The organism is Actinocatenispora thailandica (assembly GCF_016865425.1).
GTDB classification, from domain to species: Bacteria; Actinomycetota; Actinomycetes; order Mycobacteriales; family Micromonosporaceae; genus Actinocatenispora; species Actinocatenispora thailandica.
The window spans coordinates 858452-874065 of sequence record NZ_AP023355.1 but is presented as its reverse complement, the minus strand read 5'-3'; the positions used below and the strand labels follow the sequence as shown (position 1 = coordinate 874065).

General features: G+C 74.9%; 3 protein-coding genes (1 of these 3 cut by a window edge). All 3 read right to left on the bottom strand.

Annotated elements, in window-relative coordinates:
• Tightly spaced (each overlapping or abutting the next), the 3 genes in view from Athai_RS03900 to Athai_RS03890 form a layout consistent with a single transcriptional unit that may run on beyond the window.
• Positions 1 to 2446: the start of a hypothetical protein gene (locus tag Athai_RS03900; protein WP_203960197.1), read on the bottom strand. The gene continues 13634 nt to the left of window position 1, outside the view; 2446 of the gene's 16080 nt are visible here — the first part of the coding sequence; the start codon lies at positions 2444 to 2446; its stop codon lies off the left edge, out of view.
• A complete protein-coding gene (locus Athai_RS03895) occupies positions 2434 to 5931 on the bottom strand; it encodes a protein phosphatase 2C domain-containing protein (protein ID WP_203960196.1) in 3498 nt (1165 codons plus the stop codon). Before Athai_RS03895 ends, Athai_RS03900 begins: the two co-directional genes overlap by 13 nt.
• On the bottom strand, positions 5820 to 15614 hold the full coding sequence (locus tag Athai_RS03890) for a hypothetical protein (RefSeq protein WP_203960195.1): 9795 nt from the start codon (positions 15612 to 15614) through the stop codon (positions 5820 to 5822). Before Athai_RS03890 ends, Athai_RS03895 begins: the two co-directional genes overlap by 112 nt.

Here is a 15614-nt window from a genome sequence, read left to right as displayed (position 1 = left end):
CGGCCAGCGCACGGCCGATCGCCTCGCCGACCGTCGTGAGCGCCAGCTCCTCGTACCGCTCGCGCGCGGCCCGAACGTCCACGTCGGTCAGCTGTTCGGCCGCCACCGCGGGCGCCGTCTCGTGTGGTTCGGGCAACCGGATCTCGATCGGCCGCCCGTCCATCGGCCAGACCCGGACCGTCGCGCCGTCCACCAACTCGGCGCGGCGCACCAGGCCGGTACCGTCGGCACCGAGGTGCGCCACCACCGCGTCCACCGCGTCCACGAAGCGCAGGTGCTCGGCCGGCGGGACACCCAGCTCCACCTCGCGCGGGGCGGCGCCGAACTCGTCGAGCAGCGCCCGCTCGTACCCGCCCAACGGCCGGCCGAACTCCACCCGCAGCTGTTCGGCGTCGTGCAGGTCGGCGCGCAGCCCCAGCTCGGTCAGCAGGCTCGCGATGCGGCGCTGCACCGCGTCCCGCTGGGTGCCGTACGACTGCTCGTGCAGCCGCGCCAACGCCTCGAACCGGACCGACCGGGTGGCCAGCTCCGGGTTGCCGGACAGCTCGGCGAAGTCGCCCCGGGACAGCCGCAGCTCGGTCGCGAACCGGCGGGCCAGCGCCTCGGTGACCAGCGCCGGAACCCGCTCGTGATGTGGGCCGGTGACCGCCGGATCGGCGGCGACGTGCGGGATCGCCACCTCGGCCCGCCGACCGTCGTGGCTGAGGCCGATCACCCGGTCGCCGGCGGCGCTCAGGTACGCCCTGGCCAACGGATGCCGCCCGGCCGGCCCCTCCAGCGCAGCCAGCACGTCCGGCAACACGGCACGCACCTCGGCCGGTACCGGCGGGAGGGCGCCGGCGGCGTCCGGGACCGGTTCGGTCACCTCCTCGACCGGCGTGTCCCGGTAGACGCGATCCAGCAGCGCACGCGCCGGCGGCCGCAGCTCGGCCCGCAGCAGCCGTCGAGCCATGTCGTCGCCGTGCACGCCGGTCTCGTGCAACAGCTGGTCGAAGCGCGACTCGATGGCGGCATGCGTCGCGTCCGGCGTCTGCGCGTGCAGGTCGGCCAGCGCGTCGAGGGCACCGATCACCGGTTCGTGGTGCAGATCGAGCGCGGCGTCGACGCGTTGCCCCAGCCGGGCGACCAGCTCGGCATCCGCGGACGCGTCGGTGATCCGGGGTGCGACGTCGGCCAGCACGTCACCGATGTCGACCTGTTCGGTGCGGCCCTGCCGGGTGGTCACGGTGAGTAGCCGATCGGACCGGAGCCCGGTGTCCGGGTCGGTCGCCCAGTCGGCCCTGGCGACGGCGTCGCCGGGCTGGCCGGCATGCTCGGCCGGCGCGGCGAGCAGTTCGAGCGCACGGTCGGCGGCCGACACCGCGCGAGCCAGCTCCCGGGCGTCCGGCACGGCGGGCGTACGGCGGTGCTCGGCAGCGGTAGCGTCCGGCGCCGCCGCGGGCCGCGGTGCCGCCGGGATGTCGGCGTCGATCAGCCGGCGCAGGACAGGCACCTCGCCCGGCGCGGACCGGGTCTCACCGGTCGCCAGCGCCGGCCGCTGGCGGTGCGCCGCGTCCTCGGCAGCGAGTCGTTCGGCGTGCTGGCGTACCGTCTCGGCGGCGTGCGGGGAGGTCAACCGACGGGCGACCATCGACAACGCCCGATCCGACTGGTGCACCCCCAGCTCGCGGGCCAGCCGCGCCGCCTCCCGGTCCGTCAGGTCGCGGACGTGGCCGAGCCGGCGGCGCTCGGCATCCGCCGCCGGATCGGGCGCGGCCGGGTCGGCATCCCCGAGCCGGGCGAGGTCCTGCACCGCATTGCGATGCAGGTCGAGCACCCGGTCGAGGTAGTTGATCTGCTGCCGGTCGCGCTGGGTCAACCGGGGCATGTACCAGTCCGGCTTGCGGTGCTCGCTGAGCGTGTCACCGGAGGTACGGACCCGGTGGTGCCACCACTGGCTCAGCCGCCGGTGGTCCGCCCGCGGCCCGTTCGGGCCCTCGACGGCGCGGGTGTGCATGTCGACCAGCGCATCGCCCACCTCGCGGAGCACGATCAGGTCGAGCTCCTGCCGGCTCTCGACGTGGATCCGGTCCGAGACGACGATCACGCCCGGCTCGCCGTTCTCCGGATGTGCCCGAACCTCGGCGATCCGCCCCGGCGGCAGCGGCCCCCGCTCGATCCTGGTCCGGATCTCGGTGCCATCCCAGCCGCGGGCCCGAGCGATGTAGCGCGCCTCGTCGCCGTGCTGGCCGGACAGGTATCGCTCGGCCACCACCTGTTCGAACGCCGACCGCTCCGCCTGCCGTATCCAGGTCGCCGCCCGCCCCAGGCCGAGCTTGCCCAGCAACTGGTCGAGCCGGACGCTGGCCCGGTCGGACCGGGACGATGCCGGGTCACCGATGCCGACCCGGCCAAGCAGGTGGTCGAGCGCCGAACTCGCCCGCGAGCCACCCATCAGCTGCAGCATGCGGCGTACCGAGTCGTCGATCTCCTCGGTCGCCGCGACTCGGGTCCGGCGGTCCGCGTCCTCGCCCTCGATCCGGCCGGGCTGGCCCCCTCGCGGGTTTCTTCGGCCGTGTGCTCCGGCTCCGGCTGCGGCTCGTGCGTGCGGGCGGTCGCCAGCGCGTCGGCCGCCCGGTCCAGCGCCGCACGCAACTCCCGATCCGCCTCGGCCGCTGCGGCCCGTTCGCTCTCCGCCCGTTCCCGGGCCTGCTCGGCGAGACTCTGGTGCCGTTCCCGCTCCGCCGGATCAGCCGCGGCGGCGGCCTGCCGGTCGTGCTCGATCGCGGCAAGCTCGGCGCTGCGCCCGGCGGCGAGCGAACTCTGGTGCTGCGCGTCGGCGGCGGCGAGTTCGGCCTCGACGTCGCGCAGCGACTCGGCGACCCGGTCGAACCGGTCGGCGGTGTCGCGCAGCTCGGCGACCCGATCCGCGTGCGCGGCCCGGTCCGGATGGTCGGCGGGCAGTGCGGCCAGCTCGGCGTCCGCTTCGTCGGCCCGACCACGCAGCTCGGCGGCGTGTTCCTCGACCGAGGTTCGGGCCGCGCGATGCCGTTCGACGGCTTCGGCCGTCAGCCGGGAGTACCGCTCGGCCGGCGCGTAGACCGACCGGCTCGCGACGAACTCCCGCACCTGGGCGTCCGCCAGCCGAACCGCCGCCTCGTCCCGCTCCCGCTGGGCCGCATCCAGGGCGGCCGGGTCGGCGTCGGGGTCGGCCTCCAGCCTGGTCAGCCGCTCGTCGGCGGCGCGCAACTCGCCACCCGCAGCCGCCGTCGCCGCCACCGTCCGGCTGATCTCGTCGACCGCCGCGCGGTGTGCGTCGTGCCCGGCCAGCAGGCCGTCGAACGGACCCCCGGCCTCCGCGGCCGGTCGTGCCGCCGCTCCCGCCGACGGCTCGCGGACCTCCGGCAGCCAGGCGGTCCGGTCCTCGCTGTCCCGCACCTCGTCGAGCCGGTCGATCGAGGTCCGGAGCTTGTCCGCGAAGCGTTCGGTGAGGTCGGCGGCGCCGTGCCACTCCTGGTCGGCGATGACGCCCGCGTCGACGACGTCCTGGTGGCCCTCGTCGACACCCGCCGCCCGCAGCACCGCCTGCTCGCGCATGAACTCGCGGGCGTCGTCCATCCGCTCGTTGGCCCTCAGGTGGATCCCCTGCGCATTGCGCAGCGCCCACTCGGCGTTGTGCAGCCGCTGGGCCCGAGCTTCCAGCCGATGCGCCTCATCGACCCGCCCGACGTAGCGCAGGTCGCCGGCGCGGTTGCGCAAGAGCGTGGCGGCATGCCGGTAGTCGTCGGCCTCCCGGCCCAACGCGTGACTCACCTGCTCGACGTGCTCCCGCAGCCGCTGCTCGGCCTCGCCCAGCCGGCCACGCAGCTCGGTGAGCCGGTCGGCCGCCCCGTCGACACCGGCCCTCCGGTCGGCCTCGGCGCGGGCGAGTTGCCGATCGAGTTCGACCACGTCGTGCCGGGCGTCCAGGGCGGCGCGATGGGCGTTCCACAACTCGCGGTGGGCGGCCGGGACCTCACCGGCACCGGCCAGCACGTGCCGCGGGTCCTCGACGTGCGCGGGGCGCGGCCGCGGCGGCGGTTCGGCCCCCGTCGCCGGCCGAGGGGTACCGGCATCACCCGACCCGCCGTCCGCGGAGTCGGCGGCCGGCCGCGGGGTCGCCGTGGCGTCCGGCCCGGTGTGCTGCGCCGGCTCCGGCGTCGGCTCGACCGCGGCCTCGGGCGTCGGCTCGGCTGCCGGCTCGCGGGTGGGCTCGGTGGCTCGTGGCGAGCCGGTACTGGCCGGGCCGTCAGGGGCGGCCACGACCTCCGGCGCCTGCCGCGCGGCCGGGAGGTCGAGCACCAGTGCGGTGACGTTGTCCCCGCGCCGCCCCGGCGGGACCCGATCGAGCCCCAGCTGTACGAGCTGGTCGGCCGCCTGCTGCGGATCCGGGTGCCGGTCGAGCACGTCCACGATGTCGCGGTCGGCGACCAGCTTCGGCGGCGGGGTGATCCCGTCGGTGTCTGCCGGGTGGAACGGCCGCAGGCCGTCGCTGGCCAGCACGATCCGGTCGCCGGGCCGCAGCTCGAACTGCACCACCTGCGGGGTGAGCGCACTGCCGTCGACCGCCTGGCTCAGCAGGTGCCGGCGCTCCGCTGGATCCCACACCTCGTCCGCCCGGGCGAGGCTGTGCAGGGCGCCGTCGCGCAGCAGCAACGCCTCGGAGTCGCCGACATGGATGAGGGTGGCCCGGTTCCCGTCGACCATCAGCGCGGTCAGGGTGGTACCCATGCCCTGCTTGTCGGGATCGGCGAGCCCGCCCTGGTGTACCGCCTCGTTCGCCGCCCGCAGGTGTTCGACCATGGCCCGGACGTTCGCCTCCGGGCTGCCGGTCCCGGCGCCGGACTCGTCGAGCGCCCGGAACGCCTCGACGGTCAGCGCCGACGCGACCTCGCCGGCGTTGTGCCCGCCCATCCCGTCGGCGACGACCGCGATCCGCTCACCCCGGTACGCCGCGTCCTCGACGTTCGGCCGCCCACCCTGGGCGATCGTGAAGCCGCCGTCCGGCCGGTCCACGGATTCACCCGGCGTACCCGGAACCGCCTCGGCGGGCAGCGCCTCGACCCGATCCGGCTCGCCCACCGCCGCGGCACCGGCCGGCCGCGCCGGGGCCGGTACCGAGGCGGCCGGGTCCGGTGCCGGCGCGGTCGCCGGGTCGGGCGCCTGCCGGGCAGCCGAGGTGACCGGTTCCCCGGCACGGGGTGCCGATCGCTCGAGCCGCGCCTGCTGGTCCTCGGCCTGCCCGACCTCGCGCCACAGCCGGTCGATCGCCTCGGTGGCCGTGGGCCGCTGCTGTTCGAGCCGGCGGATGGCGGCATCGCGCGCACCCTGGTACGCGTCCCGGGTGCCCGGAGTGTCGGCGGCGCCCGCCAGCCGGGTCTCGGCGCGGGCGACGGCGGCGCGCGCGCTGCCGAACGCGTTCACCTCCGCCACCGCCGCCGCGTACGAGTCGGCCAGCCGCCGATAGGCCTGCTCCGCGTCGCGGGCTGCACCCGCACTCGCCACGAGGCGCGGATCGTCGCCGCGCGCCTCCAGGTCGGACGCCAGCCGGGACGACTCCGCGATACGGTCCGCGAGCACCTGCCGGACCCGGGCGTGCTCCGCGTCCAGCGCGGCACGCGCCGCGCGCAGCTGCCGACCCAGGTCGTTCTCGGTTCGCTGCACCTCGGTCGAACGCCGCATCGCGGCGGCCCGCTCCGGGTCGCTCTCCGGCCGGTTCATCAGCCGCGCCACGTCGTCGAAGACCGCCCGCCGGGCGTCCACAGCGGCCTCGTGTCGAATCCGCAGCTCCGCGAGCTCGTTCAGGTCCTGCAGGGTGAGCTGCAGGTCGGCACGCAACTCCCGGGCCGCCCGCACCGCCGGATCCAGAGCGGACAGCACCTGGTCCAGCCGAGCGCGGCGCTCCGGCGACATCTCCGTCGAGGGCCGCGACCCCTGCCCCGGATCACCGGCGGCGTGGACCGGACGCGGCACCGGGCGCGGAGCCTCCTCGTACCAGCGGATCTCGGCGGAGGCCCGCTCGGCCATCTCGTGCCGAGTGCGGGCCAGCGCGTCGGCGATGGCCGCGGCGTCTCGCTGTTCGTGCTCGGCCCGTTCCGCGGCGGCCTGGCTGTCCCGGGCCGTACGCACCGCATCCAGCAGCTCGTCGCGTTCCCGGGTGGCCCGATCGGCCTCGGCACGGAACTGCCGGGCCTGCTCGGCGTGCTCCTCGGCGGCGCGGCGGTGCGGTTCGGCGGTACGTCGCACCTCCGGATCTCCCGAACCGTGCAGCCTGGAGTAGGTCTCCCGCTCGATGCGCTCGGCGTCCTCGTGCACCTCGGCGCGGCCGACCGCCTCGGCCCGCGCCCGGTCCGGCACCCGGGCCTGCTCCAGCAGCCGCTCGGCCTCGGCGGCATGCCGTGCCGCCTCGCCGTGCCAGCCGCCGGCCGCCTCCCCGCCGTCGCCCGCGCCGGCCTCCGACGCTTCGGGGCGCTCCCCTCGTCGACCCGGCCGGCGGCGCGATCCTCGTGTGCTCCGACCCGGTCCCGTGCCGACGCCGCCGTCCGGTACGCGTCGCTCGCCTCGGCGGCCGATCGACTGATGCCGTCGTAGTAGTCGGCCAGCCGCTCGTAGCGGGGGCGCAGCGGATCACCGGCCGGCAGCCCGTCGGCACGATCCCGGTAGTTGTCGCGCACCGCCTCGGCCGCGCCGGAACGCGCCCGCAGCTGGTCGCTCGCCTCGCGCGCCCAGCGGGAGTACTCCCGGCCGGCGCGGTCGGCGGCGGCCCGGTGCGCGGCCGCGGCCCGCTCGGCGTCGGCGTGCGCTCGGATCGCGTCCTCGGCGTGCCCGCGCGCCGCCGACGCCAGCCGTTCCGCCTCGGCGAGCCGGTGCTCGGCGCGGACCCGGGCGCCCTGGTGACCGGCGGCGCTGCGGCGGGCCTGGGTGGCGGCGGCGCGCTCCTGCTCGGCCGCGCGCTGGTGCGAGGCCAACTCGGACGCGGACCGCCGGTCGGTTGCGCCGGTCAGCCGGTTGATGTCCGCCTCGTGCCGGCGCGCCTGCGCGGCGTGCCAATCGGCCCGCGCCCGCGCGTCGTCGTGCCGTTGCTGCTGCACGTCGACGGCGCGGCGGTGCCTCGCCGCGGCGAGCTCGTGTTCGTGCGCCTGCTCCGCGTGCTGCCTGGCCAACCCGGCGTGGTGGGCTGCCTCCTGCCGGGCGGCGTCCTCGCGCGCTCGCACGTCACCGAGTTCTCGTTGGTACGACTCGGCGCCGGCGGTGCCGCGCTCGGCTTCGGGCAGGTGCGGCAGGTAGTCGGCGGTGGCCGTGCCCGGATCGCGCATGGTCACGTCGTGGAACGGCACCGGCCGGCCGGTGTCGCCGGAGATCACGGTGGCTTCGACGGTGCGGAACTCGTCGAGCCGGTAGATCGGGTCGTAGCGCCACTCACCGGTCGCCACGTTGACGTAGACCCGCGCGTCGCCGTCGCCCGCGCCCAACCCGGTTTCCCGACCGGACGTGGCGTCCACCCAGCGTTCGGCCCCGGTCATCGTGTCGAACCGTGCGACCCGCCACCAGTCGCCGGTGTTCAGATCGGCGTAGAGGATCTCACCCACATGGTTGACCGCGGCATAGACGTGGTCGCCACCGTCCCGCCACTCGGCGCCGATCGCCGCGATGGAACCGTGTCCCGCCGCCCGGAGCTGCTCCTCCAGCCGCGCGAACGCCTGGTCCGCCCGCAGCTCCGGCACCGCCGGGCGGCCGGCCGCGTCCCGGGCCGGCACCGCATCGCGATGAAACAGCGTCTGGAACCGACCGCCGGTCGCCCGGTCGATCCTGGACCGCAGGTCGCCGTGCGGCACCGGCCGCGGCTCGCCGCCGCGGTAGCCGGTGTAGACGGGCTCCGCGGCCATCGTCGGCCGACCATGCAGGTAGGTGTCGAACAGCGACAGCCAGCGGTCGACACAGTTCCCGTCGCCGGGCCCGAGTAGCCGGCGCAGCCACCCGGACTGTGGCTCCGGTGCCCGTCCGATCTCCCCGTAGGCGTTGCGCAGCGCCTCCTCCAGCGCCCGCTGCTCGGTCTCCGACGGAGGCTTGTAGCCGACCCCACCCACCTCGTCGGGCCGGCCGTACGGTCGGGTGGCGCGCACCGACGGCGGCTCATCGGAGCCGGTCAACTGGGAGTCCTGCGGGCCCTGCTGCGGGTCGATCGGCTGGCCCTGCTCGCCAGCGTCGTTCGCGAACCGGTCGAGCTGCTCGTCGGCGGCGATCGCGGTCTCGGTGATCCGGTCGATCCGCGCCTCGACCCCCTCGGCGCGGGTCGCCGCCTGGTCGGCAGCCCGCTCCAGCCGGTCGGCGTCGGTGCGCGCCCGGTCGGCCTCGGCGGTCAGGTCCTGCGCGTCCCGGGACGCCTGCTCGGCCCGTTCCCGCAGCTCGGCCCGGCGCGGATCGTCGGCCTCGTGGGTGCGCGCGTCGGCCGCGTGCTGCCGGGCCTGCTGGCGCTGCTCGACCGCGCGCTCCCGCAGGTCGGCCTCGTCGGCCCGGCGGTCCGCCGCCTCGCCACGCAGCTCCCGCTCGGTCTGCTGGTGCTCGGCCTGCTCCTGCCGCAGCTCGACGACCTCGGGCCGCGCCTCGACGGTGTCCCGGACCAGTTCCAGCCGAGCCTGCCGGTCGGCCTCGTACCGCTGCCGCCAGCGGTCGGCGGCGTCGGCCGCGCTCTCCCGCCGGCCGGTCTCGGCGCCGGACGACTCCGGCCCACCCGACTCGCCGGAGTCCGGCCGACCCTCCTGCGCGCCGGTCGGCCCGGTACGTTCCGGGGCGGCCGCGGCGCCGCGCTGGGTGACGCCCTCGGCCAGCCCGGCCGCGTGGTCGCCGCCATACGGGTTGTCGGCGTCCACCCGGGTCAGCGGCTGGTGCCCGTCGGTGTCCGACAGCCGCACCTTGCGCGGCGCGTACTCCCCGGTACCGCCGGCCCGCTCGTGGGCGGCAGCGCGCGCGTTGTCGAAATCGGCGTGCACGTCGTAGCCCGGGTGCACCCCGTCGGCGTCGATCAGCTCCCACCGGCCGTTGGTGTACTCGCCGGCCGGTCGGGGCGGCGCGGCGCTCTGAACCGTGCCGGCTTCGGCGGGCCCGCCCCCGAACGAACCGTCCTGCGCCAGGTACGTCGCGTCGGGCGAGACGACGACCGGCACTCCGGTCTCGTTGTGCAGCTCGGCGCCGAAGCTGCCCGGCCAGTCGTAGCGGACCTCGCCGCCCCGGCAGCCGAGCAGGACGATCCGCTGGTCCGGTCGCCAGCCCGCCTGGACGAGCAGGTCGTGCACCTCGCGCGGGTTCAGCCGGTACCCGTCGAACGTCAGTGCGTTCGGCTCGCCGTGCGCCACCAGGACGAACGCGTCCGGGTGCCGGGGAATGTTGGCCGCGTACCGGGCGAGATCGGTGCCCGGCTCGGCCAGCACGAGCTTGTTGGGCTCACCCAGCGCCACCCGGTCGGCGATCTCCCGCAGGTGATCCGGAACGATGCCGAGATTCCGCTCCGCATGCTCACAGCTCGTGCACGGCGCGCGGTACTCACCGTGCTCGACCTGGAAGGTGCCGCCGATCTGGTGCGCGGTGATCGAGATCTCGCGCAGCCGTTCGGCGACGTAGCTGTGCCGGGCCAGCTCCTGGTCGGTGGCACCCGACCCCTTCAGCCGGTCGTACAGCTCGCCCAGGTTGCGCCGCTGCACCGACTCCTTGGCGTGCTCGACCCGGGCCGCGTCCCGCCGGCCCAACTGGTCGTACTCGCGGTCGAGCCGCTTGGCATGGTCGGACAGCCCGGACACCTCGGAGCAGCGGCCGTGCCCCCGGCCAGGCGTGTACCGCTCGGCGATCTCCAACCGGCGGTTCAACCACTCCTGCCGGCGACCGGCCTCGTCCGGGCGCTCCGCGTCGTACAGGCTCTTGAACCGTTTGTAGTCGGCGAGTTCCTGCTGCTTGCCCTGCTCGGCCGCCTTCTCCTGCAGGGCCCGGTCGATCTGCCCGGCCTCGGTCTCCCGCTGGGTCGCCAGTTCGGTCAGCCGCGTCCGGGCCTGCTCCGGCGCGCTGGCCGGGAGCTTCCTGAGGCTGTCCAGCACCCCCTGGCGGCGGTCGAGAGCCGCGTCGTGCTGCTTGGCCAGTTCCGCCAGTTCCGGGTTGCGCTGGCTCCACTCCTTGAACCAGACCGGGCTCCCGCCGTGGTTGGCGTCGCCGACCCAGAACTCTGCCTCACCGTTGCCGTGTCCGGTGAGCTGGTGCTCGACGAGGTGGTAGTCCGCGGCGATCAGCGGGTGTGTCCCCGCCGGCACGCCATCACCCGCGACACCCGTCCGGGAGGTACTGAAGTGCAACGTGCCGTCCGGGCTCATGATGACCGTCGCCATCGACGGCCGCGCCGGCGGATCGTCCGGGTGTTCCGCGAACGCCCGCAGATCGGCGTAGAGCACGTCGTCGGCGAACTTCACCGCCCTGGCGCGGGCATCGGCACGATCCGCCGGGCTGTTCGGATCCCGGTGCCTCGACGGCGGCTCCGACCGGGTGTACCCGTGCCCCTCGCCGCCGGACCCGCCGACCTGCTCCAACCGGTCGCCGTACTCCGGGGTGCCGGCGCGGGTGTCGCCCGCGGCCCGCGCATCCGCGTACTCCTGGCGTGCCTCGGCTCGCAGTTCGGCGATGCGCTGACGGATCTCGGTGGTGCTGTTCGGCGTCCGGTTGCCGTCCGCGTCCAGATGCGTGAACTCCTGCTCCACGATCTGCTGGAGCCGGCGCCGCGCCGGGTCGTCGCGCTCGTCCACCTCCGTCTTCAGGATCTCGGCGACGCGCTGCTCGTCGAGCCGCAACGGGCGGTGCCGGTCGAGGCCCAGATCGCCCACGACCCGGTCGATGATCCGGGCGTTGGACAGCGTCTTCAGCCGTCCGGTGCCCTCCTCGGACAGATCGCGGTGCAGGTCGCTCTGGCCGTTCCCGGCGAGGCGGATCGGTCGCTGGTCGCGGTCGGGGCGCTGGCTCGGCTCGTGCCGGGTCTCGCGCTGCTCGTACCCCTCCCAGCCGCGCTCGTGTGCCTCGGCGCGGGCGTCCTGGTACTCGCGGTGCAGGTCCGCCTCGGTGCTGGTGCCGTACGGCTCGTGAAGTCGCCAGCCGTCGCCGGCCGGCACCTCCTCGCCGCCGGCCCGCCGCTCGACGCCGAACGTGCCGTCGCCGGCGAGCGTGGCGTGCTCCGGCAGCGCGTACACCTCGGTGCGGAACTCCCGGGCAAGATCGCGGGCGACGCTGCCGCCGTCGCTGGTGACCAGCACGATCCGCTGGTCGGGCCGCGGCAGTCCGACGTCTCGGAGCACCTTGACCAGCTCGGCATGGGACAGGTCGCGACCGTCGAAACGCAGGCCGTTCGGGCCGCGCTCGGCGACGATCACCAGGTGGTCGGGGTGGTCCGGCACCTGCTCGCCGAACTCGCGCAGCTCGCTGCCGGCCCGCCCGAGCACGATGCGGTTCGGGTGTTCCGGATCGGCGAGCAGTGCGCCGTCCAGCACGTCGGCGAGCCGGTCGTGGTCGATCCCGGCGCGTTCCAGGCTCCGCTCGGTGACCGGGTCCGGATGGGAGATCTCGCCGTGCCGGTCGCCGCCGATCTCGTACGCGTGCACCCGCACGTCGGCCAGCTTCTCCGCCACGTGGGTGTGCCGTGCCATCCGGTCCTCGACCGTGGCCGCGTCCCGACCGCCCTGCTCGGCCTTGGCGCGCAGCGAGTCGTAGCCGTCGCCGAGGACCCGACGCTGGTGGGCCTCCCGGGTGGCATCGGCCATCCGCTCGCGGACCCCGGCCGGGTCGCCACCGGCGTCCCGCTGGGCATCCGCGCGCACCGCCGCGTAGTCGTCGCCGAGCGCCTGCCGCTGGAAGTCCTCCTGCCCGTACCGGGCTTCGTCCGCGACGACCGTGGCCGGGTCGATCTGCCGCTCGACGTGCCGCGCGTAGTCGGACATGACCGCGATCTCGGCCTGGCTGGCGTTGCTCGGCAGGTGCCGCAGCAACCCGTCGGGCGCGTGGCGCCGGTCGGCCCGCTTCTCCGCCCTCGCGTACTGCCGCTCGGCGTTCTCGTGCCGCACGGTGGCGATGGCGCGGTCGCGGGCCGCCCGGGCGAGGTCCTGCCGGGCCCGCACCCGATGCTCGTCCTGCATCGCCCGCAGGTCCTCGCCCGCCTGCCGGATCCGCGCATCGTAGGCCTCGTTGGCGGCCCGGATCCGCTGCCCGTCGTAGCCGCGGCCGATGGTGCGCTGCTTCTCCGCCCGCAGGTCGGCGATCTCCTGGTGCTTGGCGGCGATCCGGTCCTCCAGGCCGCGGATGCCCTCGTTCACCGCCTCGTAGCGGCTGTTGGTCAGGTCGAGTTCGGCGGTCGCGTCGCGCAGTTCGGCGCCGCGCCGCTGTACCTCGGCGACCTCCGCCGGCGGGGTGTAGGTGAGTTCCTGGACCACGTCGTGCACCGATGGCGCGACCCCCGGCTCCGGCGCCTCGCCGGTACGGCCCTCCCAGCCGGTGCTGTGGAACACGCCCTCCGGGGCGACCAGCGTGGCCCCCCGGGTCGGTTGCGCGCCGACGGTCTCGCCCGACGGGTCGAGCAGCCAGCGACGGGTGTGCTCGGTGAGCACGTCGTCGGCGAACTTCTGGGACTCGTCGCGGGCCGCCTCGCGATCCGTCGCCCGGGACGGGTCCGGCTGCGCATCCAGATCACTCCGGCTGTACCGGTTGCCGTCGGTCGGGTGGCTCTGGTAGCTCGGACGGCGGTCGGTGGACTCGGTGGGGAAGCCCGCGGCATCGCGGGTCTGTTCGGTGCTGTGCGTGGCCGGGTCGGCGGTGCGGACCTCGTTCAGCTCGGCGCGCACCTGATCCTGCAGTTCCCGCAGGTGCTCGCGGATCGCCGCGTCGTCGCCCATCGGGACCCGCTCGCCGTGTGGCCCCTCGACGGTGAAGTGTTCCACCAGGGTGTCGCGCAGCCGGGTCAGCTCCGGCACCTCGTGCAGCCGGCCACCGACCCGCACCGTCGGCGCCGCCTCGCCGGCCGCCGCGTGCCGGACGACCTCCGCCATGTCGACGTCGACCAGCTCTTTCCGGTTGGCCAGACCGCGGTCGAGCAGATCCAGGTCCTCGCCCAGGGTGCGGTGTTGGGTGTGCGCGTCCGGGTCGGCCGATCCGAGCCGGATCCGACGCTGTGTCCGGTCCTCCGAGCTGCGGTGCTCCGTCTGCTGGTCGCCGTGCCGCGTGCCGTCGCCCTGCTGGCCGTCCGGCTGCCGCTGATCGTCGCCCTGCCGGTGGTCACCCGACTGGCCGTCCCCCTGCCGACCATCGCCCTGCTGGTTGTCGCCCTGCCGACCGTCGTCGCCCGACTGGCCCTCGTGCGGCCGGCCGTCGTCGCCGCGCTGGCTGTCGCCCTGCCCGGCCTCGTGCGGCTGGTTGGTGCCCTGCTCGTGCTGGCGGGGCTGGTCGGGCGCCTCGGAACCGCGGCCGGGACCACCGCCGGCGTGCTGCGGGTCGCCGGCCGCCTGCTCCGGGCGCTGCGCCACCCGATGGGTCGGGTTCTCGGCCGACGAACCCTGCGACGGATCCTGCCGCCCGGTTGCCGGTTCGGGCTGCCTCGGACGCACCACGGTGCGCCGCTCCGGGGCCTCGCGCGAGCCGTTGTCGCCCGACTCGCTGCCACGCGACTCCGACGGCTCGCCGGACCGCGTGCGCTCCCGCTGGGACGGTCCGTTCGACTCCTGCGTCGACGAGCGGGTCCGTGGCCCGCCGCCGTCGCCGCGCACCTGGCTGCCACTGCCCTGGGTGCTGGTCCGGGTGGCCTCCGGGGCGGTGGTCCGGCTCTCCGGCGTCCGGACGTCCGGGCTACCGGTACGGGAAGTGAACGCCGTCGTCGGTCGGTCGGTCGCGAGGTCCTGCTGGGCGGTGAACTCCTCCGCCTTGAGCCGCATGTGCTGGGCGCCGCCCATCGCGCCGTACGCGGCGGCGTGCACGGCGTTGTGCTTCTCCTGGCCCCAGAAGGCACCGAACCCGCCGGACTTCTCGTGCCCCTGCTCGTCGACCCAGTGGAACTGGTGGTCCTTGAAGCTGTAGGCGCTGGCCGCATCGAACGCCACGGTGCCGCCGACCATGCCGGAGATCTCGGGCAGCATCCCCTGCCGCCCGAAGCTCAGCGGTGCGCCGAGCACCCCGGTGACGAGCGCGCCGCTCTCCTGGTTCCACAGGTTCTTCAGACCATCGCCGACGCTGATGTGTCCGGTCGCGACCTGGTACGCGTCGACGACGCCCTGGGTCTTGAGCGTGAAGGCGGCGAAGTTCTTGCCCTTCATCAGCGCGTCCTTGCCGAACTCCTTCCCGAGCATGCCGGCCTTACCGGCCAGGCCGCGCTCGCCGTACTCCTTGAGGAAGGCGTTGCGTGCCTCGGTGCGCGCGGCGCTGCGGGCGGCCGCGTTCTCCGCCTGCTCGCGGACCGAGGCCCGCATCGCTTCCTTGAAGCCCTTTCCGGCGTTCAGCGCCTCCCGCGCCGCGGTCCGGGACGCGTACCGTTCGGCGGCGTGGTTGGCCGCGTGCCGGGCGGCCAGGTTGCTCGGTTTGAGGCCGCCGCGCGAGTCCCAGGCGAACCGGCCGGCGCTCTTCGCCCCTCCCCAGGCCGTCTTCGCCCCGCGTCCCAGGCCACGCCCGGTCGCCTTGACGCCGTCCCAGACCTCCCGGCCGCCGGCCCGGGCGCCACGCCCCACCGTCTCGATCGGGTGCCGGGCCGCGTACTTCAACGCGTCGCCGCTCTTCCTTGCCCCGTTGGCGATGTAGTGGCCGATGTCGCCCTTGCTCGGCATGTGGTCGACGATCTTCGGCACCGAGGACTTGATCTTCGGGCCGAGGTCCTTGACCGCGTTCTTGCCGAACTTGTACAGGTCCGGGGCGTGTTCGACGGCCTCCTTGCCGAGCGTCGGAATCACCTTGATCGGCGCGGTCGCCAGGTGGCCCAGCACGCTGGGATTGGTGACCGCCTTCTTCAGCCCCTGCTCGCTGATCTTCTTGACGGCGTCCTCACCGAGGATCTTCTCCAGGAACTCGGCGAGCGCCTTCTTGATCCCCGCCTCGGCGGCCGCCATCGCACCGCCGACCTCGCCGATGCTGAGCAGCCCGCCGAACGGCGGCAACGAGACCGCCGTCATGATCGCCGCGTAGATGGCCTGCCCCAACATGTACAGGTCGGTGGCGGCCATGAACTTCGACATCTCCATGCTGCTGGAGGTGTTGTAGGCGATCTTGGCCTTGTCGTACTGCTGCTGGGCGATCGACTGCAACTGGTCGCGCAGATCCCCGTCGCGGCCGGCGAACGCGGCCGGCGCGCCGTCGCCGACGTACTTCTCGTAGATCGTCGCGGCCGGGACCGACTGGTCCTGCAGCGCGTTCATCAGGGTGTCGCCGGCCTTGGTGCGGGAGTCGCCGACGTCGGCCAGCCCGTGCTCGGAGCCGGCGGGGATCTCGATCAACCACCGCAGGACGTCCCCGAGCACACCGGGCACCCACTCCTCGACCTCGCGGAAGAATTCGAGGATGGGGTCGAAGAGGTAGTCGTTGGCGCCGTACGAGCCGCCCAC